General features: G+C 71.3%; 19 protein-coding genes. 14 read left to right on the top strand and 5 right to left on the bottom strand.

What is annotated here, in order from left to right:
* The first annotated feature begins 64 nt into the window (after positions 1 to 64).
* From ACZ5ID_RS07305 to ACZ5ID_RS07250, 12 genes are all read left to right on the top strand, one after another.
* Positions 65 to 643 carry a GNAT family N-acetyltransferase gene (locus ACZ5ID_RS07305; RefSeq protein WP_468894297.1) on the top strand — a complete coding sequence of 193 codons (579 nt, stop codon included), beginning with the start codon at positions 65 to 67 and terminating at the stop codon, positions 641 to 643.
* A 92-nt stretch (positions 644 to 735) separates the two neighbouring features.
* Complete coding sequence (locus tag ACZ5ID_RS07300) at positions 736 to 819, top strand: putative leader peptide (RefSeq protein ID WP_351804716.1); 84 nt, start codon at positions 736 to 738, stop codon at positions 817 to 819.
* Positions 820 to 934: 115 nt separating this feature from the next.
* A complete protein-coding gene (locus ACZ5ID_RS07295; protein ID WP_468894296.1) occupies positions 935 to 2,632 on the top strand; it encodes a nitrite/sulfite reductase in 1,698 nt (565 codons plus the stop codon).
* Positions 2,629 to 2,808 (top strand): hypothetical protein, encoded by a 180-nt coding sequence (locus ACZ5ID_RS07290; protein ID WP_358833622.1) that lies wholly within the window; start codon positions 2,629 to 2,631, stop codon positions 2,806 to 2,808. The genes ACZ5ID_RS07295 and ACZ5ID_RS07290 overlap by 4 nt, the downstream gene beginning before the upstream one ends.
* On the top strand, positions 2,805 to 3,512 hold the full coding sequence (locus tag ACZ5ID_RS07285; protein WP_468894295.1) for a phosphoadenylyl-sulfate reductase: 708 nt from the start codon (positions 2,805 to 2,807) through the stop codon (positions 3,510 to 3,512). Before ACZ5ID_RS07290 ends, ACZ5ID_RS07285 begins: the two co-directional genes overlap by 4 nt.
* Positions 3,512 to 4,081 (top strand): adenylyl-sulfate kinase, encoded by a 570-nt coding sequence (gene cysC, locus ACZ5ID_RS07280; RefSeq protein WP_468894294.1) that lies wholly within the window; start codon positions 3,512 to 3,514, stop codon positions 4,079 to 4,081. The genes ACZ5ID_RS07285 and cysC overlap by 1 nt, the downstream gene beginning before the upstream one ends.
* Positions 4,078 to 5,016, top strand: coding sequence for a sulfate adenylyltransferase subunit CysD (cysD, locus tag ACZ5ID_RS07275; RefSeq protein ID WP_468894293.1), 939 nt, complete (start codon positions 4,078 to 4,080; stop codon positions 5,014 to 5,016). Before cysC ends, cysD begins: the two co-directional genes overlap by 4 nt.
* Positions 5,017 to 6,357, top strand: coding sequence for a sulfate adenylyltransferase subunit 1 (locus ACZ5ID_RS07270; RefSeq protein WP_468894292.1), 1,341 nt, complete (start codon positions 5,017 to 5,019; stop codon positions 6,355 to 6,357). It begins immediately after the preceding gene.
* Between the two features lie 240 nt (positions 6,358 to 6,597).
* Positions 6,598 to 7,710 carry an aliphatic sulfonate ABC transporter substrate-binding protein gene (locus ACZ5ID_RS07265; RefSeq protein WP_468894291.1) on the top strand — a complete coding sequence of 371 codons (1,113 nt, stop codon included), beginning with the start codon at positions 6,598 to 6,600 and terminating at the stop codon, positions 7,708 to 7,710.
* Positions 7,711 to 7,746: 36 nt separating this feature from the next.
* Complete coding sequence (locus ACZ5ID_RS07260) at positions 7,747 to 8,535, top strand: ABC transporter ATP-binding protein (protein WP_468894290.1); 789 nt, start codon at positions 7,747 to 7,749, stop codon at positions 8,533 to 8,535.
* Complete coding sequence (locus ACZ5ID_RS07255) at positions 8,522 to 9,451, top strand: ABC transporter permease (protein WP_468894289.1); 930 nt, start codon at positions 8,522 to 8,524, stop codon at positions 9,449 to 9,451. The genes ACZ5ID_RS07260 and ACZ5ID_RS07255 overlap by 14 nt, the downstream gene beginning before the upstream one ends.
* Positions 9,452 to 9,457: 6 nt before the next feature.
* A complete protein-coding gene (locus ACZ5ID_RS07250) occupies positions 9,458 to 10,225 on the top strand; it encodes a sirohydrochlorin chelatase (protein ID WP_468894288.1) in 768 nt (255 codons plus the stop codon).
* A gap of 7 nt (positions 10,226 to 10,232) precedes the next feature.
* Here the strand turns inward: ACZ5ID_RS07250 and ACZ5ID_RS07245 are convergent, their stop codons facing one another.
* Positions 10,233 to 11,216 (bottom strand): helix-turn-helix domain-containing protein, encoded by a 984-nt coding sequence (locus tag ACZ5ID_RS07245; RefSeq protein WP_468894287.1) that lies wholly within the window; start codon positions 11,214 to 11,216, stop codon positions 10,233 to 10,235.
* A gap of 87 nt (positions 11,217 to 11,303) precedes the next feature.
* On the opposite strand from ACZ5ID_RS07245, the gene ACZ5ID_RS07240 reads away from it, so the two are divergent.
* On the top strand, positions 11,304 to 12,587 hold the full coding sequence (locus ACZ5ID_RS07240; protein WP_468894286.1) for an MFS transporter: 1,284 nt from the start codon (positions 11,304 to 11,306) through the stop codon (positions 12,585 to 12,587).
* Positions 12,588 to 12,599: 12 nt separating this feature from the next.
* Here ACZ5ID_RS07240 and ACZ5ID_RS07235 read toward each other — a convergent pair whose 3' ends face one another.
* From ACZ5ID_RS07235 to ACZ5ID_RS07220, 4 genes are all read right to left on the bottom strand, one after another.
* Positions 12,600 to 15,257, bottom strand: a complete 2,658-nt coding sequence (locus tag ACZ5ID_RS07235) for a fibronectin type III domain-containing protein (protein WP_468894285.1) — start codon at positions 15,255 to 15,257, stop codon at positions 12,600 to 12,602.
* A gap of 121 nt (positions 15,258 to 15,378) precedes the next feature.
* Positions 15,379 to 16,005 carry a mycothiol-dependent nitroreductase Rv2466c family protein gene (locus tag ACZ5ID_RS07230; RefSeq protein WP_468894283.1) on the bottom strand — a complete coding sequence of 209 codons (627 nt, stop codon included), beginning with the start codon at positions 16,003 to 16,005 and terminating at the stop codon, positions 15,379 to 15,381.
* Positions 16,006 to 16,105: 100 nt separating this feature from the next.
* Positions 16,106 to 16,654 carry a DUF1697 domain-containing protein gene (locus ACZ5ID_RS07225; RefSeq protein WP_468894282.1) on the bottom strand — a complete coding sequence of 183 codons (549 nt, stop codon included), beginning with the start codon at positions 16,652 to 16,654 and terminating at the stop codon, positions 16,106 to 16,108.
* A 76-nt stretch (positions 16,655 to 16,730) separates the two neighbouring features.
* Complete coding sequence (locus ACZ5ID_RS07220; protein ID WP_468894280.1) at positions 16,731 to 17,939, bottom strand: S8 family peptidase; 1,209 nt, start codon at positions 17,937 to 17,939, stop codon at positions 16,731 to 16,733.
* Positions 17,940 to 18,351: 412 nt separating this feature from the next.
* On the opposite strand from ACZ5ID_RS07220, the gene ACZ5ID_RS07215 reads away from it, so the two are divergent.
* Complete coding sequence (locus tag ACZ5ID_RS07215) at positions 18,352 to 20,613, top strand: MMPL family transporter (protein ID WP_468894278.1); 2,262 nt, start codon at positions 18,352 to 18,354, stop codon at positions 20,611 to 20,613.
* Positions 20,614 to 20,783: the final 170 nt, after the last annotated feature.

The following is a 20,783-nucleotide window of genomic DNA, read 5'->3' as shown; positions in this document are numbered from 1 at the left end:
ACCCGCAATGGCCCGCGCTGGCCCGCGCTTGATGGTGAAGCCATGGCCATGGTTCGGTGGCGGTATGCACATCCCCGTCACCACCTGGTCCCTGGAGCAGACGTCCCCGGCCGACCTGCGCCCCGCCGCCGAGCCCGCCGCGGGCGTACGGATCGTCCGCGCCGAGGTGCCCTCGCCGGAGTTCAGCCGCTTCCTCTACACGGCGGTCGGCGGCGACATCCGCTGGACCGACCGCCTGTCGTGGACGTACGCGGCGTGGCAGGAGTTCCTCTCCCGGCCGGGCGTGGAGACATGGGTGGCGTACGAGAACGGCACCCCGGCGGGGTACGTCGAGCTGGAGGCGCAGGACGAGGGCGCGGTGGAGATCGTCTACTTCGGCCTGGTCCCCGCGTTCCGGGGCCGCCGCATCGGCGGCCACCTCCTCTCCTGCGGCATCGCCAGGGCCTGGGACCTGGCCGCCCGCTGGCCCGGCCGCGACGCCACCAAGCGGGTGTGGCTGCACACGTGCTCGCTGGACGGGGAGCACGCGATGGACAACTATCTGCGGCGCGGCTTCCGGTTGTTCGACACGAAGGTGGAGCAGCAGCCGGAGACGGCGGCGCCGGGGCCCTGGCCGGGGGCGTATCCGTCGGCCACGGCGTGACGCCGGACACACCGTCTCACCACTCGGGACATTGTTGTCCACACTTTGGATAGTGGTGGACTGGCCCAAGAGGCCCGTGACACGCTTCCGTCATGTTCGGAACTGGAATTGCCTTGGTGAGTCGACGACACGTCGACCTGGGCCGTATGTCCAGCGCCATCTGTCCGGCCCGCTGAGAGAACCCCAGCACCGCCGCCCTCCAGCTTCTCCCACGCCCTTGCGCACCGCCGCGCCTCAGCGCGAGTGTGCAGGTCAGAGCCGCCCTCCTGCAGTCCCGAAGGACGTATCCCCATGGCCGCCAGCCCAGACAAGCCCGCCTCCACCGCACCCCGCCGCAAGCCGGGGCGCCACCGTGGTGAAGGCCAGTGGGCCGTCGGCCACTTCACGCCGCTCAACGGGAACGAGCAGTTCAAGAAGGACGACGACGGTCTCAATGTGCGGACACGTATTGAGACGATTTACTCCAAGCGCGGCTTCGACTCCATCGACCCCAACGATCTGCGCGGACGTATGCGCTGGTGGGGCCTCTACACCCAGCGCAAGCCCGGGATCGACGGCGGCAAGACCGCGATCCTGGAGCCGGAGGAGCTGGACGACAAGTACTTCATGCTGCGGGTCCGGATCGACGGCGGCCGGCTGACGACCCGGCAGCTGCGCGTGATCGGCGAGATCTCGCAGGAGTTCGCGCGCGGCAGCGCGGACATCACCGACCGGCAGAACATCCAGCTGCACTGGATCCGCATCGAGGACGTACCGGAGATCTGGAACCGGCTGGAGGCCGTCGGGCTGTCCACGACGGAGGCCTGCGGCGACTGCCCGCGGGTCGTCATCGGCTCGCCGGTCGCCGGGATCGCCGAGGACGAGATCGTCGACGGCACCTGGGCGGTCGACGAGATCCACGAGCGCTACATCGGCAGCAAGGAGTTCTCCAACCTGCCCCGCAAGTTCAAGACGGCGATCTCCGGCTCCCCGCTGCTCGACGTGGTGCACGAGATCAACGACGTGGCCTTCGTCGGCGTCGAACACCCCGAACACGGCCCGGGCTTCGACCTGTGGGTCGGCGGCGGTCTGTCCACCAACCCCAAGCTCGGCGTCCGGCTCGGCGCCTGGGTGCCGCTGGAGGAGGTCCCGGACGTCTGGGCGGGCGTGGTCGGCATCTTCCGCGACTACGGCTACCGGCGCCTGCGCAACCGCGCCCGGCTGAAGTTCCTGGTGGCGGACTGGGGCCCGGAGAAGTTCCGCCGGGTCCTGGAGGAGGAGTACCTGCGGCGCGAGCTGGTCGACGGCCCCGCGCCCGCCGAACCCTCCCAGCGCTGGCGCGACCACGTCGGGGTGCACCGCCAGCGGGACGGCCGCTTCTACGTCGGTTTCGCCCCCCGGGTCGGCCGTGTCGACGGCGCCACCCTGACGAAGATCGCCGAGGTCGCGGAGGCCCATGGCTCGGGCCGGGTCCGTACCACGGTCGAGCAGAAGATGATCGTCCTCGACGTCGAGGAGGCGCAGGTCGAGTCGCTGGTCGAGGCGCTGGAGGCGCTCGACCTGACCGCCAGGCCGTCGCCGTTCCGGCGCGGCACCATGGCCTGCACCGGTATCGAGTACTGCAAGCTGGCGATCGTCGAGACCAAGGCGCGCGGCTCCGCGCTCATCGACGAACTGGAGCGCCGCATCCCGGACTTCGACGAGCCGATCACCATCAACCTCAACGGCTGCCCCAACGCCTGCGCCCGTATCCAGGTCGCGGACATCGGTCTCAAGGGCCAGCTGGTCCTGAACGACGAGGGCGAGCAGGTCGAGGGCTACCAGGTGCACCTGGGCGGGGCGCTCGGCCTGGAGGCGGGCTTCGGCCGCAAGGTCCGCGGTCTGAAGGTCACCTCGGCCGAGCTGCCGGACTACATCGAGCGGCTCCTCAAGCGCTTCGAGGCCGAGCGCGAGAGTGGTGAGCGGTTCGCCGCCTGGGCCACGCGCGCGAGCGAGGAGGCCCTGTCGTGAGCGAGCGGGCGGCGCCGTTCTACTGCCCGTACTGCGGGGACGAGGACCTGCGGCCTTCGGAGGAGGGCCACGGCGCGTGGGAATGCGCGGCGTGCAACCGCGCGTTCCGGCTCTCGTTCCTCGGACTGCTGGCCCGTGGGCCGCGGTCCACCCACCCACGGGGAGAGACCTCATGACGACCCTTCAGGCACATTCGGCCGACGAGCTCAGGGCGCTGGCGGAGGCCGCCGGGCGCGAGCTGGAGGAGGCCGGGCCGCTGGACATCCTGCGCTGGGCGGCGGACACCTTCGGCAAGCGGTTCTGCGTGACGTCCTCGATGGAGGACGCGGTGGTCGCCCATCTCGCCTCGCGCGCGATGCCCGGCGTGGACGTGGTCTTCCTCGACACCGGCTACCACTTCCCGGAGACCATCGGCACCCGGGACGCGGTGGCGGAGGTGATGGACGTCAACGTCATCACGCTGACGCCGCGTCAGACGGTGGCCGAACAGGACGCCGAGTACGGGCCGAAGCTGCACGACCGCGACCCGGACCTGTGCTGCGCGCTGCGCAAGGTCAAGCCGCTCCAGGAGGGGCTGAGCGGCTACTCCGCGTGGGCCACCGGCCTGCGCCGCGACGAGTCCCCGACCCGGGCGAACACCCCGGTAGTCGGCTGGGACGAGAAGCGGCAAAAGGTGAAGGTCTCCCCCATCGCGCGCTGGACGCAGGACGACGTGGACCGTTACGTGGCGGAGCACGGCGTGATCACCAACCTGCTGCTCATGGACGGTTACCCGTCCATCGGCTGCGCGCCCTGCACCCGCCGCGTGGCGGAGGGCGAGGACGCGCGGGCCGGCCGCTGGGCCGGGCGCAACAAGACCGAGTGCGGGCTGCACGGCTGATGACGAACCACCAGGAGAACCAAGTGAGCGGGGCCACCACCGGAGCCACCATCTGGCTCACCGGGCTGCCCAGCGCGGGCAAGACCACCATCGCGTACGAGCTGGCTGGCCGGCTGCGCGCGGGGGGACACCGGACCGAGGTGCTCGACGGCGACGAGATCCGCGAGTTCCTCTCGGCCGGCCTCGGCTTCAGCCGCGAGGACCGGCACACCAATGTGCAGCGGATCGGCTTCGTCGCCGAACTGCTCGCCTCCCACGGCGTCAAGGCGCTGGTGCCGGTGATCGCGCCGTACGCCGACAGCCGTGACGCCGTACGCAAGCGCCACCAGTCCGAGGGCACCGCCTACTTGGAGGTGCACGTCGCCACTCCCGTGGAGGTCTGCTCCGAGCGCGATGTGAAGGGCCTGTACGCCAAGCAGGCGGCCGGTGAGATCAGCGGGCTCACCGGGGTCGACGACCCCTACGAGGCGCCCGAGTCGCCCGATCTGCGGATCGAGTCGCACCGCCAGACCGTAGGCGAGTCCGCGTCCGCGCTCCACGCTCTGCTCACCGAGAGGGGTCTCGCATGACGACGACCGCCGCCGCCCAGGCCGAGGGCACGGACACCCCGTACGCCCTCACCCACCTCGACGCCCTGGAGTCCGAGGCGGTGCACATCTTCCGCGAGGTGGCGGGGGAGTTCGAGCGGCCGGTGATCCTCTTCTCCGGCGGCAAGGACTCGATCGTCATGCTGCACCTGGCGCTGAAGGCGTTCGCCCCCGCGGCGGTCCCCTTCACGCTGCTGCACGTCGACACCGGGCACAACTTCCCCGAGGTCCTGGAATACCGCGACCGGGTGGTCGCCGAGCACGGGCTGCGGCTGCACGTCGCCTCCGTACAGGAGTACATCGACGCGGGGAAGCTGCGCGAGCGGCCCGACGGGACGCGCAATCCGCTCCAGACCGTGCCGCTGACCGAGGCCATCCAGCGGCACCGCTTCGACGCCGTGTTCGGCGGCGGGCGCCGCGACGAGGAGAAGGCCCGCGCCAAGGAGCGGGTGTTCTCGCTGCGCGACGAGTTCTCGCAGTGGGACCCGCGCCGCCAGCGCCCCGAGCTGTGGCAGCTCTACAACGGGCGTCACGCGCCGGGCGAGCACGTCCGGGTCTTCCCGCTCTCCAACTGGACCGAGCTGGACGTGTGGCAGTACATCGCCCGCGAGGGCATCGAGCTGCCGCAGATCTACTTCGCGCACGAGCGCGAGGTGTTCCAGCGGGCCGGCATGTGGCTGACCGCGGGCGACTGGGGCGGCCCGAAGAAGGACGAGACCGTACAGAAGCGGCTGGTGCGCTACCGCACGGTCGGTGACATGTCCTGCACCGGCGCCGTCGACTCCGACGCCACCACGCTGGACGCCGTGATCGCCGAGATCGCCGCCTCCCGGCTCACCGAGCGGGGCGCGACGCGCGCCGACGACAAGATGTCCGAGGCCGCGATGGAAGACCGCAAGCGCGAGGGGTACTTCTAAATGACCACCACGACCGAGCAGTTGGCGGACCTGTCCGCGACCACCCTGCTGCGCTTCGCGACCGCCGGGTCCGTCGACGACGGCAAGTCCACCCTGGTGGGCCGGCTCCTGCACGACTCCAAGTCGGTCCTCACCGACCAGCTGGAGGCCGTCGAGGCCGCCTCCGCCAAGCGCGGCCAGGACGCCCCCGACCTGGCGCTGCTCACCGACGGCCTGCGGGCCGAGCGGGAGCAGGGCATCACCATCGACGTCGCCTACCGCTACTTCGCCACGCCCCGGCGCCGGTTCATCCTGGCCGACACCCCCGGGCACGTGCAGTACACCCGCAACATGGTGACCGGCGCCTCCACCGCCGACCTCGCCCTGGTCCTGGTCGACGCCCGCAACGGGGTGGTCGAGCAGACCCGCCGCCACGCCGCGGTGGCCGCCCTGCTGCGGGTGCCGCACGTGGTGCTCGCGGTCAACAAGATGGACCTGGTCGGGTACGAGGAGAAGGTCTTCGCGGCGATCGCCGAGGAGTTCACCGCGTACGCCGGGGAGCTGGGCGTACCGGAGATCACCGCGATCCCCATCTCGGCGCTGGCCGGCGACAACGTGGTGGAGCCGTCCGCCCACATGGACTGGTACGGCGGCCCGACCGTCCTGGAGCACCTGGAGACGGTCCCGGTCAGCCATGACCTCACCGGCTGCCACGCCCGGCTGCCCGTGCAGTACGTGATCCGTCCGCAGACCGCCGAGCACCCCGACTACCGGGGCTACGCGGGCCAGATCGCGGCGGGCACCTTCCGCGTCGGCGAGAGCGTGACCGTGCTTCCCTCGGGCCGCACCTCGACGATCTCCGGAATCGACCTGCTCGGCGAGTCGGTGGACGTGGCCTGGACCCCGCAGTCCGTGACGCTGCTCCTCGACGACGACGTGGACATCTCACGCGGCGACCTGATCGTGCCGAGCGGGGACGCGCCGCCCACCACCCAGGACGTGGAGGCGACGGTCTGCCATGTGGCCGACCAGCCGCTCACCGTGGGCCACCGGGTGCTGCTCAAGCACGGCACCCGCACGGTCAAGGCGATCGTCAAGGACATCCCCTCCCGGCTGACCCTGGACGACCTGTCGCTCCACCCGCATCCGGGACGGCTGGCCGCCAACGACATCGGCCGCGTCAAGATCCGTACCGCCGAGCCCCTGCCGCTCGACGCGTACGCCGACTCCCGCCGTACCGGGGCCTTCATCCTGATCGACCCGGCCGACGGCACCACGCTCACCGCGGGCATGGTCGGCGAGTCCTTCGCCGCGCCCGAGCCCGTCAGGGCGGACGGCGAGCCGGACGGGTGGGACTTCTGACCATGACGAGCCGGGACTTCTACTCCACGTTCGCCAAGGAGGGCGGTCGCGTCGGCAGCGGCGCCCTCGGCAGCGGGCAGGGCGGGGTGGGCCGATGTGCGCGATGACGTACGCGCACCGCTCGCGCGCCCAGCGGCTCCACCCGCTCCACCGCTCAGGACGAAAACACGCCGACTTCCCGGCCATCCCTCCCCTTCCCAGGGGGAGTTGACCGCCGGGCCACCGAGAGGAACCCCTCCCGTGCCTGCCATCCGCACCGCCCTTCGCGCCGGTCTCGCCACCGCCGCGGCCCTTCCCCTGCTGACCCTGGCGGCCTGCAGCTACGGGTCGGAGAAGGACAAGGCCGACAGCCCCCAGAAAGCGGGGGTCGCCGCCGACGCCAAGAAGCTGTCGGCGGACTCGGTGAAGATCGGGTACTTCCCGAACCTCACCCACGCCACCGCGCTCATCGGGGTCCAGGAGGGGCTGTTCCAGAAGGAGCTGGGCGGCACCGAGGTGAAGACCTCCACCTTCAACGCGGGTCCCTCCGAGATCGAGGCGCTCAACGCCGGCGCGATCGACATCGGCTGGATCGGCCCCTCCCCCTCGATCAACGGCTACACCAAGTCCAAGGGCCAGAGCCTGCGCATCATCGGCGGCTCCGCGTCGGGCGGCGTGAAACTGGTGGTGAACCCGGACAAGATCAAGTCCCTGGACGACGTCAAGGGCCACAAGATCGCCACCCCGCAGCTCGGCAACACCCAGGACGTGGCCTTCCTCAACTGGATCGCCGAGAAGGGCTGGAAGGTCGACGCCCAGAGCGGCAAGGGCGACGTCTCGGTGGTCCGCACCGACAACAAGATCACTCCGGACGCCTACAAGTCCGGCTCCATCGACGGTGCCTGGGTGCCGGAGCCGACCGCGTCCAAGCTCGTCTCGCAGGGCGCGAAGGTCCTCCTCGACGAGGCCGACCTGTGGGCCGACAAGGAGTTCGTGATCACGAACATCATCGTGTCGCAGAAGTTCCTCAAGGCTCACCCCGACGTCGTCGAGGCGGTGCTGCGCGGCTCGGTGAAGACCAATGACTGGATCAAGGCCGACCCGGGCCGGGCCAAGGCCTCCGCGAACGCCGCGCTGAAGAAGCTCAGCGGCAAGGCGCTGCCCGCGAACGTCCTGGACCCGGCGTGGAAGTCGATCAAGACGACCGACGACCCGCTGGCCGCCACCCTCGGCATCGAGGCCGACCACGCGGTCAAGGCCGGTCTGCTGAAGAAGCCCGACCTGGACGGCATCTACGACCTGGCCCCGCTCAACAAGGTCCTCAAGGGCCTGGGCCGGCCCGCGGTCGCCGACGCCGGCTTCGGCGTCAAGTAACCCCGCATCCGCACCAGTTCCCAGGAGGTGACGACCATGGCCACCGCAGTCGCCGCGGCCGAGGAGCGTGCCACGACGGAGTACGCCGCCCGTATCGGGCACGTGTCGAAGTCGTTCGCCGGTCCCGCCGGCCCCCAGCTCGTGCTCGACGACATTACCCTCGACGTCGCGCCGGGCGAGTTCGTCACCCTCCTGGGAGCCTCCGGGTGCGGCAAATCGACGCTGCTGAACCTGGTGGCGGGGCTCGACCGGCCGACCGCCGGGACGATCCTGACGCCCGGCGGGCGGCCCGCCCTGATGTTCCAGGAGCACGCGCTGTTCCCGTGGCTGACCGCGGGCAAGAACGTCGAGCTCGCCCTGCGGCTGCGCGGGGTGCCCAAGGCCGAGCGCCGCGAGCGCGCGGAGGAGCTGCTCGAACTGGTGCGGCTCAACGGCGCCTACGGCAAGCGGGTGCACGAGCTGTCCGGCGGGATGCGCCAGCGTGTGGCGATGGCCCGCGCGATCGCGCAGGACAGCCGACTGCTGCTGATGGACGAGCCGTTCGCGGCGCTCGACGCGATCACCCGTGACGTCCTGCACGACGAGCTGACCCGGATCTGGCGCGAGACGAACCTGTCCGTCCTGTTCGTCACGCACAACGTGCGCGAGGCCGTCCGCCTCGCCCAGCGGGTGGTGCTCCTGTCGTCCCGGCCGGGCCGGGTGGCGCACCAGTGGACCGTGGACATCCCGCATCCGCGCCGCATCGAGGACTCCGCCGTCGCGGAGCTCTCCGTAGAGATCACCGAACAACTGCGTGGGGAGATCCGCCGCCATGGCCAGCACTGAGACGTCCACGGCCGACGAGGCCGGCGAGGCCGTCGGGGCCGAAGGTACCGGCCGGGACACCCACGACCTGGCGGGTCTGGAGGCGGGGCTCGACGCGCTGGAGACGGTGCAGAGCGGGCGCACCCCGCTGCGCGAGACCCTGGTGCAGAAGGTCCTGCCGCCCCTCTCGGCTATCGCACTGGTCCTGGTGGTCTGGCAGGGCCTGGTGTGGGCGGAGGTGGCCGACAGCACCAAGCTGCCCTCGCCGTCCTCGGTCTGGTCGGGCCTGCACGAGCTGTGGCTCCAGGGCACCCTGGTCGACATCGTGTGGACCAGCGTCTCGCGCGGACTGCTCGGCTTCCTGCTGGCGCTGGCGATCGGCACCCCGTTGGGGCTGATCGTGGCGCGGGTGAGGTTCATCCGCGCGGCGATCGGGCCGATCCTGTCGGGTCTGCAGTCGCTGCCCTCGGTGGCCTGGGTGCCCCCGGCGGTGATCTGGCTCGGTCTGAACAACTCGATGATGTACGCGGTGATCCTGCTGGGCGCGGTGCCCTCGATCGCCAACGGCCTCGTCTCCGGCGTCGACCAGGTCCCGCCGCTGTTCCTGCGCGCGGGCCGCACCCTGGGCGCCACCGGGCTGCGCGGCACCTGGCACATCGTGATGCCCGCCGCCCTGCCGGGCTATCTGGCGGGTCTCAAGCAGGGCTGGGCGTTCTCCTGGCGCTCCCTGATGGCCGCGGAGATCATCGCGTCCTCGCCCGATCTCGGCCTGGGCCTGGGGCAGTTGCTGGAGAACGGCCGCAACAACTCCGACATGCCGGGCGTCTTCCTCGCCATCTTCCTGATCCTGATCGTGGGCATCGCGATCGACCTGCTCATCTTCAGCCCGTTGGAGCGCTATGTACTGCGCAGCCGCGGTCTGCTGGTGAAGAGCTGAGCCACGATGCGCGCACCCGTCCTCCTCGTCATCGCCCACGGCAGCCGCGACCCCCGGCACGCGGCGACCGTGCACGCCCTGGTGCGGCGCGTCCGGGCGCTGCGGCCCGGGCTGCGTGTGGAGACCGGTTTCCTGGACTTCAACGCGCCGTCGGTGCCACGCGTCCTGGAGCGGCTGGCCTTCGAGGGCGTACGACAGGTGGTGGCGCTGCCGCTGCTGCTGACCCGGGCCTTCCACGCCAAGTCCGACATCCCCGCGGTGCTCGGCCGGGCGCCGGCGTGTCTCGACATCCGTCTCGCGGACGTCCTCGGGCCCTCCCCGCTGCTGCTGGCCACGGTGGAGCGGCGGCTCCAGGAGGCCCTGTACGAGGCGGGACTCGCGCCCGCCGACAAGCGCTCGACCGGGGTCGTCCTGGCCTCGGCGGGCTCCACGGACCCGGAGGCGATCGCAGTGATCGCAGATGTAGCGCGGGAGCTGCGGCACACCGGTTGGTGCGCCGTGCGGCCTGCGTTCGCCTCCGCTGTTTCTCCCGGGGGCAATCCTCGTACGGAAGACGCGGTACGGGAGTTGCGGGCGTCCGGTGTGCGGCGGGTCGCCGTCGCCCCGTACGTCATCGCCCCCGGTTTCCTGCCGGACCGGATCGCCCGGGGCGCCGAGGACGCGGACGTCCTGGCCGGGGTGCTGGGCGCGGCCCCGGAACTGGCCCGGCTGCTGCTCGTGCGGTACGACGCGGCGTGCCTGCGGGCACGGCTCCCGCAGGCGCTCAGCGCCTGACGGAAGCTCAGCCCCGGAGAAGTCCCTCGCCGAGGGCCGTGCGGGCGTACTCCACGCCCCGGCCGCGCCGGGTCCGGTGCAGCAGCCCCGCGTCGTAGAGCACCGACAGATGCTGGCTCACCGCGCCCGGGGTGACCTCCAGGCGCCGGGCGAGCTCGGTGGTGGTGGCCGGTTCGGCGAGCAGGGCCAGCAGCCGCGCCCGCGCGGGGCCGAGCAGGCGGACCAGGGCGCGGTCGCTGACCGGCGGCGGTGTCTCACCGAGCGTTCCCCGGCCGTGCGCGGGGTAGTTGAGCACCGGCGGCAGGGTGGCGTCCACGGTGGTGATGGCGCCGCGCGCGAACGTCGTCGGTATCAGCACCATGCCCCGGCCCGCCACCTGGATGTCGGCCGCGGGCCAGGTGTCCGGGACCGGGTGTCTGAGCCGCAGCACCCCCGCCCGCCAGGACAGCCGCTTGTCGAGGTCCCGGAAGAGCCCGGCCGCCCCCTGCTCGGCCAGCACCCGTGACCGGTGCGCGAGATCGGCCTCCAGGACCGCCCGGGCCCTGGGCCACCAGTCGGGGGCGAGGCACTGCGCCCAGTAGCGGTCGAAGGCCGACGCGATCCGCTCCAGCAGGGCGGCGGGGTCGGCGAGTCCCCTGCCGATCACCGGCGGGAGCTCCGCGCCGGGCCCGAACGTGCGCCGGAAGTCCGGCTCGATCCGCTCCGGGGGCGTACGCCGCAACTGCGCCGACTGCTCGGCGAACGAGGGCCGGACGCGCTCCGGACGGGGCGTGAGGAAGTCCGGGATGAAGCCGTGCGGGGCGACGAGCGCGGCGAACAGCTCGGTGTCCTGACGCTCGAACACCGGCCGCAGCCGGCGCAGCCAGGGCCGCTGGTGCGGGAAGCGGGAGACGTCCGACCAGCCCCACAGCGAGAAGACTGCCTCCTGGAAGGGCGAGTACGCGAAGGACGTACTGGCCAGGTCCCCCACACCGAACCTGAACTCGATCACTCCCGGTCCCCACGCCTGTCGATCCGGTCCCTTTAGCCGGAGACTAAATCAATGTCCTTGGCGTGTACACAGCGGTTGGCTGACCGTATGACCACCCGCACCCAGCGCCGCCCCCGCTCCTCGGCCGCCTCCGCCGTCATCCCGGACGAGCCGGTGCTCCGCCGACTCGCCCTGATGACCGGCCTCAACTCCTTCGGCAACGGCCTCTTCTTCCCGGTCAGCGTGCTCTACTTCACCCGCGTCTGCGGCCTCGGGACGACCCAGGTGGGCTTCGGGCTCACCCTCGCCGGGCTGTTCGGCGTCGCGGCGGGCATTCCGGCCGGGCGCGCCTCGGACCGCTGGGGCAGCCGCCGGATGACCGCGGTGCTGTGGCTGGGCTGCGGGGTGGCGATGGCCGGGTACTCCCTGGTCCACGGGTATGCGGGCTTCCTGGTGGCGGCGGTCTGCTTCGGCTCGCTCAACCAGGCGAGCTGGGGCGTCAAGGGCGCGCTCTTCGCGGACGTGCTGCCCGCCGCGACCCGGGTCGCGGCCCGCGGTCATTTGCGGATGGTCACCAACGTGGCGATGGGGCTCGGCGGTGCGATCGGCGCGGTGGCCCTCCAGATCGACACCCGGGGCGCCTATGTCGCCCTGATTCTTTTCGACGCGGCCACGTACGTGGTCCCCGCCCTCCTCGTACTGACCCTGCCGCTCAACGAGGCCGCGCTGGCCGCGCGCCGGGCGGACGGCACGGCGGACACTCCCGCCGAGAGCCGCTGGCGGGCGGTCCGCGACCTGCCGTACCTGGCGGTGACCGTGCTCAACGCCGTGACGATGCTGCAGTTCAGCCTGCTGGAGGTCGGTATGCCGCTGTGGATCGCCAAGAACACCGAGGCGCCGCGCTGGTCGGTGGCGCTGGTGATGATCGTCAACTGTGTGCTGGTGGCCCTGTTCCAGGTGCGCGCGACCCGTGGCGTCGCGGACGTGGCGGGAGCGGTACGGGCGATGGGCCGGGCGGGGCTGCTGCTCGGCGCGGCGTGCGTGGTCTTCGCCCTGTCCGCCGGGCTCTCCCCGATGTGGGCGGTGGCGGTGCTCGTGGCGGGCGCGGTGGTGCAGGTCTTCGGTGAGGTCCTGTCCTCGGCCGGCGGCTGGACCCTCGGCTACGAACTGGCCGACTCCCGCGCCCACGGCGTCTACCAGGGCGTGTTCAGCTCGGGTTCGGCCGCGGCGATGATGGCGGGACCGGCGCTGGTGACGATCACGGCGGTGAACCACGGCTTCGCGGGCTGGGCGTTCCTGGCGGCGCTCTTCACCACGGCGGGCCTGGCGGTGGGCCCGGCGGTGCGATGGGCCCAGCGGGACGGGGCGTGGCGGGGCGAGAAGGCGGCGTGAGCCGCCCCCGCCCTACTCCGCCGTGGTGGTGGCGGTCACCGTGGCCGTCGGCCCGGTACCCGCCGCCGTGACGGCGGCGACCGTGAAGGTGTACGAGGTCGCGGGCAGCAACGAGCCCACCACCCGGAACATCCCCTTGCCGGACGGCCGCGTGACCAGCACGTCCCGGCCGCCGACCGGGACGGTCCGCCCGTCCGACACGGTGATCCGGTAGCCGGTCACCTCGGCGTCACCCGTGGCGGCGGGCGGCGTCCAGGCCACGGTGACCGCCCGCGCGGCCACGCGCGCCTTCGCCCCCGTGGGCGCCCCGGGCAGCACGGACGCGGCCGTCACCGCGACCGGCGCCGACGCGAGGGAGGCCGCACTCTCCCCGTGCGCGTTCCGCGCGGTCGCCACCACCCGGAACGGCCCCTCCTGTGCCCGGAGCCCCGCGATCCGCACGACCGCGAGGCGCTCGAACTCCGCCACGCCGACGTTTCCCCGCCCGGCCTCCGTGCCGTCGGGCCGCAGGGCGTACACGGTATAGCCGGTGACCGGTGAACCCCCGTCCACGAAGCTGGGGTTGAACGTCACGTACAGCCCGTCCCCGCCCCCCGGGCTCGTCCCCACCCGCGCCGGCGCCTCCGGCACGGACACCGCGCCGGTCGTACGGGTGAGCACATCCCGGTGGGCGGGCTCGATCCCGGCACGGACGATCACCTCCCCGGGTACGTCGGACAGCCCGGCCATGATGTGGTTCCCGCTGGTCACCAGCCCCTTGTTGGAGCTGTCGGGGGCGCCCTCCTCCCACCAGTTCCCCGCGATCAGGGTCGGATCGTTGTTGCCGAGCGTGTCGCGGTAGTCGGTGTGGCGGCTGCCGACGTTCGCGTACGACGCGCCGTAGAGGACGTTCCCGCTCACGGTCTCGTAGGTGCACCCGTTGTCGGTGTACACGCTCTTGCCCAGGCCCCACTGGTCGTGGATGACATTGCCGGTGACCTGCTCGCCGTCGGCCATCGAGGTGCCGGTCAGACCCTGGGTGTAGACGCCTCCCCCGTCGTCGAGCAACTGCATGTAGTCATGGATGAGGTTGTCCCGCACGGCGTTGTCGTGACTGGGGTTGGGGGTGGCGGGCGAGCCGATCTTGTCGGGCCAGCCGCCCCAGCCGAGGGAGATCGCGCTGTAGCCGAGGTGGTCGAGCTGGTTGTGGGCGATGGTGGTGTGCCGGGTGTACCCGTTGAGGACGCCGACACCGCCGTGGTACTCACGCGGCAGCGCGTACACGTGGTTGTTCGTCACCTCCACGCCCGACGCGGCCGGTTGGCCGTCCACGCCGCCGATCTCCAGCCCGTTGCCGGAGATGTCGGTGAAGACGCTGCCCCGCACGGCGGAGTCCGTCGTCCCGGCGCCGAGGTCCAGCCCGGCCGCCCCCAGGTGCGCGAACACGCAGTCGCTGATGCCGATGCGCTGTCCGTACGCGAACGACACATTGCCCGGCATCTTCGTCCAGGAGGCGAACGGGCAGGTGCCGCCCTCCACGAAGCCGCACAGGCCCTGCGTCGCCCAGCCCTTCGCCCCGGTGACGGTGTAACCGGCCTGGATCTCCGAGAACCCCTCGGGTCCGGACGGTGTCAGCCAGGTGGCGTAGCCGAACTGGACGCCCTGGAAGGCGACATCGTGCAGCGGCGCGGCCGGGGTGCCGCGTCCGTCGACGAGTTTCTCGGCGGCGGCGGCCTCGACATCGGCGCGGCGCACGTCCTCGCCCTCGCGCGGCAGGTAGTACACGGTGTGCGCGGACCGGTCGAGGTACCACTCGCCCGGCTGGTCGAGGAGTTCGTAGGCGTTCTCCACGTACGAGGCCCGGCCGCCGTTGGTGAGACGTCCCGGGCCGACCATGCTCACGGTCCGGCCGGGCCGGTCGGGGAACTCCACACGCTTGGTGGAGTTGTCCCAGCACGGCTGGGCCATGGTGATCGCCGTATCCCGCGCCGAGGCGATCCGGCAGCGCGGCTCGGTCCACTGCCCCAGGCCGTTGCGCTCGACGTTCCAGAGGGCCTCACCGCCGGTGTAGACGAACTCGGCGTCCGAGGGGTGGCGCCAGCGCGCCATGGTGTCGGCGGTGGCGGTGTAGCCGGTCGCCGTCGCGGTCAGACCGACCGGGACCTCGCCCCGGGCGCGCTGGGCACGCACCCCGTCCACGTACAACTGCCGGGTGTCGGTGAGCCCTTGGGGCGCCGGGGCGGACCAGAGGCCGGGGCGCCCGGACACCGGGCGCCAGCCCTCGACGACCCTGCGTCCGCCGCTGATCAGGGTCGAGCCGGCGCCCGCGCCCTGCCAGACGATCCGGTGCCCGGCCGGGCCGGAGTCGCGCCCGTCGAGGACGAGCGGCCCGGTCGTCCGGTACGTACCGGCGGCCAGGCGCACGGTGATGTCGCCGGAATAGTGGGCCGAGCCGTAGTGCGCGGCCTTCTCGCGCGCCAGGTCGCGGGCGCGGGTCAGGGTGCGCACGGGGTGGGCCGCCGTGCCGTCGGCGGCGTCCCGGCCCGAGGGTGAGACATGGACCTCGGCGGTGCGCGGCGCCGCGCGGGATCCGGCTCCGGCCGAGGGCACCAGGCCCGGGCCCGCCAGGACCAGGGCGGCGAGCACGGCGGTCAGTACGGCTCGTGCGGGCGTGCTCCGGAGCGCGGGCATCCTGCCTCCTCGGGGGTCCAGGGAAACATAGGAGCACTTGTGCGGCACGGTCAACGCGTGCGGCAAATATTCTGCCAACTGCCCATCGCCCGCCTGTATTCATCGGATCACTGGCCCGCCGTCAGTCGAAGCGGAGACCCCCCGTCCGTGTCCGCTTCAGCTCGAAGAAGTCCGGGTGGGCGGCGATCACCCGGACGCTGTCGAAGAGCCGCGCCGCCTCCTCGCCGCGCGGGATGGAGCTGAGCACCGGCCCGAAGTAGACGGTCCCGTCGAGGTGCATGGTCGGCGTACCGACGTAGGCGTCCGCCGCCGGGTCCTTGCCCTCGTCGTGGCGGCGCCGCACCGCCTCGTCGTACGCGGGGTCGTGCGCGGCCCGCGCGAGCGCCGCCGGAAGGCCGAGCTCGGCCAGCGCCTGCTCGATGACCTCGTCGAAGTCCTCGTTCTTCTGCTCGTGTATCCGGGTGCCGTACGCGGTGTACAGGTCGCGCAGCACCTCCTCGCCGTGGTCCTGCGCCGCCGCCACCGCCACCCGTACCGGACGGATCGACTTGTCGACCAACTCGCGGTACCAGCCGGGGAGTTCGTTGCCGACGTTGTGCAGGTACAGGCTCATCACACGGAACCGGAGGTCGATGTCCCGGTGGCGCTCGACCTCCAGCATCCAGCGTGAGGTGATCCAGGCGAACGGACAGGCGGGGTCGAAGTAGAAGTCGACGGTCGTGGGGCCGGTGTTCTCGGTGGTGTCCATAGGACGAAGGTAGCGAGGGATTGGCACCGGGGTGCGGGCCATTCATGCATCGGCGGAGTGGGCCACTTGGCACGTTCGGCGCGGCCGGCCGGAGCGCCGCTCAGTCGCCGGTCATCTCCACGAGCGCCTTGACCGTGTTCCAGTTGCGGGCCGTCGCCTCGACGCCCTTGAGCAGGGCGGGCTTCGCCAGCGCCTCGGCGAGCCTGGAGCGGCCGATGCCGTCGGGCGCGTACAGATAGAGGACCCGGTCACCGAGACGGAAGGTGTCGGGCAGGAAGGCCTTGGTGTCGAGGCCCGCGAAGCGCTCGGGGTCGACGGGGCCGGAGAAGAACGTGGCGTGCAGTTGCCTGCCCTCCAGTTCGTCCGCCGGGAAGGGGCAGGCGTCCACGACGGCCTTCAGATAGGCGCCGGTGCGCACCAGACAGGCGACGGGGAAGCCGAAGCGCTTCTCGATGGCCCCCTCCAGAGCGGCGGCGAGCGCGTCCGGATCGTGGGAGTCGCTGCTGAAGACGGCGTTGCCGCTGTTCAGATAGGTGCGTACGGAACCGTGGCCGAGCTCGGTGAGCAGTGCTCTGAGCTCGGCCATCGGGACCTTCTTGTTGCCGCCCACGTTGATCCCGCGCAGCAGGGCGGCGTACATCGTCGTCATGTCCACACAATAGGACGGCCCCCGTGCCTCGTGGGGGATGGCACGGGAGCCGTCGTTCACGACCGCGTGGGGGTGGTTACTCGACGACCTTGAGCAGCTTGTTCGGGGTGCCGGCGCTCGGGTTGGAGATCTTGCCGGCGGTGGCTCCGCCGGTCAGCGCGTCCGAGACCTGGGCGGGGGTGGCGTCCTTGTGGGCGGCGAGGTAGACGGCGGCGGCGCCCACCACGTGCGGGGTCGCCATCGACGTGCCCGAGATCGTCTTGGTGGCACTGTCGTCGGTGTTCCAGTCGGAGGTGATGTCCGATCCGGGGGCGTAGAGGTCCACCACGGAGCCGAAGTTGGAGAAGTCCGACTGCTTGTCGTCCTTGGTGGAGGAGGCAACGGTGATCGCCTCCTTGACCCGGGAGGGGGAGCCCTGGCCGGCGTCGGCGGACTCGTTGCCCGCCGCCACGGCGAAGGTCACACCCGAGGCGATGGCCTTCTGCACGGCCGTGTCGAGCGCGGGGTCGGCGCCGCCGCCGAGGCTCATATTGGCGACCGAGGGGCCCTTGTGGTTCTTGGTGACCCAGTCGATGCCCGCGACGACCTGCTCGGTCGAGCCCGAACCCTGGTCGTCCAGGACACGGACGGCGACGATCTTCGCCTTCTTGGCGACGCCGTGCGCGGTTCCGGCGATGGTGCCGGCGACGTGCGTGCCGTGGCCGTTGCCGTCGTCGGCGGTGGTGTCGTTGTCGATGGCGTCGAAGCCCGAGGAGGCCCGGCCACCGAAGTCCTTGTGGGTGGTGCGCACACCGGTGTCGATGACGTACGCGGTGACGCCCTCGCCCGCGCTGTCCGGGTAGGTGTACTTGCCGTCCCCGGCCGTCTCGGCCTGGTCGATCCGGTCGAGCCCCCACGACGGCGGGGCGGGCTGCTCGGCGGTGATGTGGAACTTCTTGTTCTGGACGACCTTGCCGACGGCCGGGTCGGCGGCCAGCCGCTTGGCCTCGGTCTGCGAGAGCCCGCTCGCGGAGAAGCCGTTGACGGCCGAGGCGTAGTCGCGCCGGAGGGTGCCGCCGTACTCGTCGGCGAGCTTGCGCTTGGCGTCCGCCGAGGCCTTCTCGTCCAGCAGGACGATATAGCTGCCGTCGATGGCGCCCTTGGCGTCCAGGCCGTACACCGTGCCCTCGGCCGGCGCGGCGGCGCCCGCCATCTGGGTGGTCATGAGGGTGACACCGGCCGCCGCCGCCACGGCGGTTATGCCGGCCGTGAGCTTGAGGCGGCTTTTGCGCTTGTGAGTTGCCATGAAGAGGGGATCTCCTCGCCAGTTTTTGTGGGGGGTTGGCCTACCGGATGTAAACCTTCCGGGGGCTGGTTCGAAACCCTGGCCGATGGACGAGCGCAGATCAAGAGATCCAGAAAGCTGTGACTTACGCAACAAGGTTTCGTAATAAAAAACAGGCCACCGCAGGTCAACTCGGTTGTTGTGCAGGCTTGGTGGACGCCCCGTGGCGACCCGGGCGTGGATCTTCCCTCTGCGTCGGCTTTACGTGTAAGGGGCTTGCATCCCCCGCGTAGGGGATGCCCCCACTTCGCAGGGAGTAGATACAGGGGACCCGGTTCAGCAAAGAGCACGAGGAGACGGCCGGATCCAGCCCCTAGCGTCGTAACCGGATGGCGGCGCCGGGCTGCCATCGCTGTCAGGGGGGCGTCTCACCATGGTCGACGGAGTCACAAGAGTGCGCGGCGTGGCCGCGCGGGCCGGTGGGTGGAGCGCCCGCCATCGCTGGGCGGCGGTGGTGATCTGGGTGCTCTTCGTCTTCCTGGCCATGGGCATCGGCTCGGCGGCCGGGCGCATCGACGTCAAGGACAACCAGCTGCCCGGCGAGGTCGGCCAGGCACAGAAGATCATCGATGACGCGGGCCTCAAGGAGCCGGCCGGCGAGACCGTCTTCATCCAGGCGGTGGACGGCTCGACCAAAGCCACCGACCCCGCCTTCCGCGCCGCCGTGGACGAGGTGATGAAGGCGGTCGACGGCACCGGCGAGGTCACCAAGGTGATGTCTCCGTACACCGCGAAGACCCTCTCCAAGGACGGCCGGAGCGCGCTGATCCAGTTCGAGGTGCGCGGCGACGCCGACACCGCGCCCGACCGCATCACGCCGGTGCTGGACGCGGTGAAGAAGGTGCAGGGCGAGCACAAGGGGCTGCGGATCGAGGAGATCGGCAGCGCCAGCATGGGCAAGACCTTCAAGGACGCCTTCGGCGACGACTTCAAGAAGGCCGAGTACTCGGCGGTGCCCGTCGCACTCGGCATCCTGCTCATCGCGTTCGGCGCGCTGGTCGCGGCGCTGCTGCCGGTGGCCCTCGCACTCACGGCGATCATCGCCACGATGGGCCTGATGGCCATCGTCAGCCACCTCCAGGCGATGAGCGACACCGCCAACTCCGTGATGCTGCTGGTCGGTCTGGCCGTCGGCGTCGACTACTGCCTCTTCTATCTGCGCCGCGAACGCGAGGAGCGCGAGGCCGGGCGCGACGCCCAGACGGCCCTGCGCATCGCCGCCGCGACCAGCGGCCGGGCCATCATCGTCTCCGGTGTCACCGTCTGCGTCGCCATGGCCGGCATGCTCTTCACCGGGCTCGCCGAGTTCGAGGCGATGGGCCTGGCCTCGCTGATGGTGGTCGCGGTGGCCATGGTCGGCTCGGTTACCGTGCTGCCCGCGCTTCTGTCGCTGCTCGGCGAGCGCGTCGAGAAGGGCCGGCTGCCGTTCCTGAACCGCCTCAAGCGCGGGAAGCGCAACAGCGGCGGCGAGAGCCGCGTGTGGCGCGCCGTCCTCGGCGCGGTGCTGCGCCGTCCGAAGGCCGCGCTGGCGCTGGCTGCGGGCGCGCTGATCGCGATAGCCCTGCCGGCGGTCGGCATGCACACCCAGAACCTCACGCTGGACCAGGAGTTCGGCGACTCGCTGCCCATCGTCGGCACCTACGACCGCGTCAACCAGACCTTCCCCGGCGGCGCCAGCCCGGCCAACGTCGTGATCAAGGCCGTCGACATCAACGCCCCGGAGGTCAAGCAGGCCCTCGCCGACTTCCGTACGCAGTCGATCAGCCGGGGCGCATCGGACGGCCCCATCAAGATCACCCTGCACAGCGCGGAGAACGTGGCGGTCGTCGACGTCCCGCTGATCGGCGGCTCCGACCAGAAGAAGGCGGAGAAGAGCCTCGACCTGCTCCGCGACCACGTCCGCCCCGACACCCTGGGCAAGGTGCGCGGCCTGGACGCGCCGATCACCGGTCAGGTCGCCGGGTCCAAGGACTTCAACGCCCGGATCGTCGGCGCGGTCACCCCGGTCTTCGCCTTCGTGGTGGTCTTCGCCTTCCTCCTGATGTTGCTTTGCTTCCGCTCGCTGACGATCGCGATCACCTCGATCGTCCTCAACCTCCTGTCGGTGGGCGCGGCCTACGGCATCCTGACCGCCGTCTTCCAGCACGGCTGGGGCGCCTCGCTGGTGGGCGCCGAGGGCGTCGGCGCGATCGTCTCCTGGCTGCCGCTGTTCCTCTTCGTGATCCTCTTCGGTCTGTCGATGGACTACCACGTGTTCGTGGTGTCCCGGATCCGCGAGGCCCGGCTCCAGGGACGCTCGACCCGCGACGCCATCCAGCACGGCGTGGTGACCACGGCCGGTGTGGTCACCAGCGCGGCGATCATCATGGTGGCGGTCTTCGCGATCTTCGGAACGCTCTCGATGCAGTCGATGAAACAGATGGGCGTGGGGCTCGCCACGGCCGTCCTGATCGACGCCACGGTCATCCGGGGCGTGCTGCTCCCGGCGGTCATGGTCCTGCTCGGCGAGCGCAACTGGTACATGCCGAAGTGGCTGCGCTGGCTGCCCGACCTCACCCACGACGAGTCGGCCGTCGCCCCGGCGCCCACCGCCCACCACGGCGACGAGGACCGCGACCGCATCGTCCGGGTCTGACCCCGCTGGTGTGAGCGGGTACGGGCGGGGCCCGGGGAGCAATCACTCCCCGGGCCCCGCCTGTTGGGGTGGGGCGAGAACGTGTGGGGTGAGGCGAGTACGTGTACGGGGCCGTGCGGGCCGCGCGGCGAAGACCGGCCAAGCGGGACGAGGCGTCCGCGCCATGCGTC

The organism is Streptomyces sp. NPDC031670 (assembly GCF_055580545.1).
This window is presented reverse-complemented; position numbering and strand designations above follow the sequence as displayed.